The 2,767-nt window shown below is 39.1% G+C and carries 2 protein-coding genes; both read left to right on the top strand.

The features are described from left to right. Window positions 1–1,439, top strand: a 1,439-nt coding sequence (locus HMPREF9018_RS01265) for an outer membrane beta-barrel family protein (RefSeq protein ID WP_039863917.1), incomplete at its 5' end; no start/stop codon positions are given. Window positions 1,440–1,453: 14 nt separating this feature from the next. After that, a partial coding sequence (locus HMPREF9018_RS01260; protein ID WP_039863916.1) for a cysteine peptidase family C39 domain-containing protein occupies window positions 1,454–2,767 on the top strand: 1,314 nt, incomplete at its 3' end.

Genomic DNA, 2,767 nt, shown 5'->3' with positions numbered 1-2,767 from the left:
GCACCAAAGAACGCCATACCCACGGACGCGGTCGCACGCTAAATTGGTTTTATGCTATGAATTGGGAACTTTCTGATAAACAGTCGTGGGGACTTCAATATTCTGGTAATATAGGAAACTCTCATACTACTGAGCCTACGTTGCAAAAAATGAATGCAATATCTATGGATTACATACAAAATAAGCGTGATGTATCATCTATTCACAATATAGGTGTTAACTATAAGTACGCATTCAGTAAAGCAAGCTCGCTTAGATTTATTGCAGATTACGCCCACTATAAATCAGAAGGAAATGGCTTCGCTAACGCTATCCCAGAGGTAACAACAAGTAGTTATGGAAGATATGATGTGGCAGGTGCCAAACTAACGTATAGTACTAATGCTAAATGGGGAAACTTTAGTACTGGAGTCTTTACTTCTGCTATGATGAATAACGGAGGCTATTCATACAATAGTGAAGAAGAGGATTATAAGACACAGGAAATGCTATATGGTGCGTTTGCCTCATACTCTAAGCAGATAAAGAAGTTTTTCGTTCAGCTAGGTTTACGGGTAGAAGCTGACAAACGACGTCTAGAATCACAGGAAAAAGGAGTGTTTGTAGATGATACTGAATGGAAAGTATTTCCTAATTTAGTAGTGAATAGAGAATTAACAGAAAAGTCATCTATAGGTTTGTCAATAGGGCAGAATATAAGCCGACCTACTTATAGCAATTTAAATCCATCTATCGATTATTACGATGCCATTTCTTATAGAGTGGGCAACCCACAGCTACGTCCAAGCATCACTAACAATATCAAATTAACTTATAATATTGGCAATTTGATGACATCTGTGGCTTATAATTATGACAAAGACAAAATAATAGAGTTGCCATTTTGGAAAGACAATGGTATCGGTAATAAAAATATTGAATGGCAATCTGTTAATTTTGATAAATCATCTGCAATTATTGCTACAGCTGTTTATTCTTATAACTTAGGATCAATACAAGGAGATGCTAGTTTTTATTTCTCCAAACCATTTATGAAGGCTACCTTTTTAGGTGAGGAGCGCACATGGAACAAGCCTTATTACGATGTGACTTTGTCGGCTCAATATCCTGTAAGTAAGACTTCGCTTTTAGCTCTCGAAGGCTCTTTTGCTAGTGCATATTCTGGAATGTTGACTAACCATCGTAGCTCTTGGACATTAAATCTTACCTATATGCAACAGCTATGGAAGGAAAAACTAACACTGCTTGTTGTTGCAAATGATATTTTCCATACAGACAAAAGTAATACATGGGATATGGAGTATAATAATATTCGCACTACGATGGATAGCAACTTCGATACTCAATATTTAATGGTTAAGCTAAGTTACAACTTTGGAAAATTAAAATTAGATAAAACAAAGAGATCTGCATCTAAGGATATTATAGACAGGTTGTGATTATAAAAATAAAAATGAGAAAAAACTTCCCTTTCGTTTTACAACATGACTCTATGCAGTGTGGCGTAGCATGCTTAGCAATGATATGTTCTTACTTTAAAAAGGATAAAAGTATGAACTATCTATCAGAACAATGCTTTGCAACTACAGAAGGTGTTTCGCTACTTGCTATTGACAAAGTTGCTTCGCAGTTGGGATTAGAAACTATAAGTGGAAGGGTTTCTGTTAATATCATCTGCAACCTTGAAAATCCCTGCATTCTCCATTGGAATCAAAACCATTTTGTTGTACTGTATAAGGTCAAGAAAGGAAAGACCTTCTACATCGCTGACCCAGGCAAAGGACTTGTAAAATATAACTTTGAGGAGTTTAAAAAGCATTGGATTAGTACACAATCGGACGGTGAGGAAAAGGGGATTGCAATGTTCTTAGAACCCACCCCTGCCTTTTATGAAAAACAGATAGACGAACAGCCAACGGAGGAACGCTCGTTTAAGTTCCTCTTTGGCTATATCAAGCAATATCGCAAGTACTTCGGACAGATTGTCTTAGGTTTGCTCGTAGGCAGTTTGTTACAGCTTATTCTGCCTTTCCTCACACAATCTATCGTGGATGTGGGCATCAAAAACCAGAATATCGGTTTTATATGGCTGATACTCTTAGGACAACTGATGCTTACGGTTAGCCGTACTGCCATCGACTTTATCCGTCGTTGGCTGCTGTTGCATATTTCGCTGCGCATAAACATTTCGTTGGTAAGCGACTTTTTTATCAAACTTTTGAAGCTGCCAATGTCGTTCTTCGATACTAAACTAATGGGCGACCTTATGCAGCGCATGGGAGACCACAACCGTGTAAACTCGTTTCTGACACAACAAACACTCAGTATTGTGTTCTCCCTCTTTACCTTTGTGGTGTTCAGCATCGTTTTGCTTTCTTACAATTGGCTCATCTTTACCATCTTTATGGCGGGCAGCTTGCTTTATGGTGGTTGGCTTGCGCTCTTCCTTAGACGCAGAAAGGTTCTGGATTATGAACTCTTCGAGCAACAAGCCATGAACAACAACAAGACCTACGAGTTTATCACCTCTATGCAGGAGATAAAGCTCCAAGACTGCGAGCAGCGCAGACGCTGGGAATGGGAGGACGTGCAGGCAGACCTCTTCGGAGTGCAGATGAAATCGCTGAAACTACAACAGACACAAGAGGCTGGCAGCATATTTATCAACGAACTGAAGAACATCGTCATTACAGTGGTGGCAGCAACAGCCGTTATTCATGGGCAACTCACACTGGGTATGATGCTTGCCGTGCAATATATTATCGGA

This window comes from Prevotella amnii CRIS 21A-A (assembly GCF_000177355.1).
GTDB classification, from domain to species: Bacteria; Bacteroidota; Bacteroidia; order Bacteroidales; family Bacteroidaceae; genus Prevotella; species Prevotella amnii.
The sequence above is the reverse complement of the archived record's forward strand: the minus strand, read 5'-3'. Positions and strand labels throughout refer to the sequence as shown.